This is a genomic window from Erwinia sp. V71 (genome assembly GCF_965644245.1).
In the GTDB taxonomy this organism is placed as follows: domain Bacteria; phylum Pseudomonadota; class Gammaproteobacteria; order Enterobacterales; family Enterobacteriaceae; genus Erwinia.
In genome coordinates this window covers 1-915 of record NZ_CBFFRK010000261.1, presented here as the reverse complement: position 1 = coordinate 915, position 915 = coordinate 1, and the positions used below count along the sequence as shown (strand labels likewise).

Annotated in this window: 1 protein-coding gene; it reads right to left on the bottom strand. The window is 45.9% G+C overall.

Annotation, left to right across the window (positions count from 1 at the left end; translation table 11 throughout):
• Window positions 1-331: 331 nt before the first annotated feature.
• Window positions 332-754: a DUF2000 domain-containing protein gene (locus tag ACSZO1_RS22530; RefSeq protein ID WP_437616618.1), complete on the bottom strand. Its 423-nt coding sequence runs from the start codon at window positions 752-754 to the stop codon at window positions 332-334.
• Between the last annotated feature and the right edge of the window lie 161 nt (window positions 755-915).

Below are 915 nucleotides of genomic sequence, written 5' to 3'. Positions count from 1 at the left end.
GGTTCCGGCAGCCTTCAGTGGTCTTTGCAGAGTTAAGACAGGCGGCTTAGCGTTGCACTTCGAACTTGAATCCGCCACCGACTATCTCAAACAGGAAGGGAAAATCCCGCAGTAATATTATCGGGCGGCAGAATTGCCGCCCGTTGTTATACGGGTGAGGTTTTATTTCGGCGAAGCCAGCCATATGCGTTTTCTTTTATCTTATGAGTGAGAGAATAAAGATAAATATCAAACCTGCCGCTTGCTGACTTTATGTGATTAACAGGATTTTTTTCTCTTCGTGATAATAAGGCGTTTTCTTTATTTTAAAAGGGTGCTGGCGCAGAGGGGATTATCGGTAAAGCGGCAGATTCCCGGTCAGTTTCGTGATTTTTTTCTTTGGCCCAATCAGGCCAATCGCCACCAGTTCGATGTTTTCACTGTTGACGGAGGAAATGCGTTCACCATACTCTTCGTATGTTTTGCAGGACTGCGCTAATGCACTGAATGGCATCAGATAAATCTCCTCATCATCTTTCGCATGATGCTGTAACTGGCTGAGATAATCTCCTGATGCCAGTAACACCGGAAGGGGGGCATAGATTACGCCCGGGTAATTCGCCTTATCCACACTTTGCATATCTGGCCCGACAATATTTTCCACCGTGCGGCCAAAACTGATCCCAATGACACTCGCGGCATTGATAGCCAGGCCTGCGGGAAGATCTTTATCAATAATAATGGTGCAGCGATGTTGACTGGCATCGAATTTCATAACGTTCCTCAGTGCTGTTATTTCAGACCCATCTGTTTGAAGCCAGTTTATTATGGCGAAACAGAGTGGAAAATTGTCACCTTTTTTGGTCGTGACGCAGATTTAGTGGTAGTGGTTGATTGTCAGATACCAGCCGATGATCTTGTCGTGCATCTCTTCAG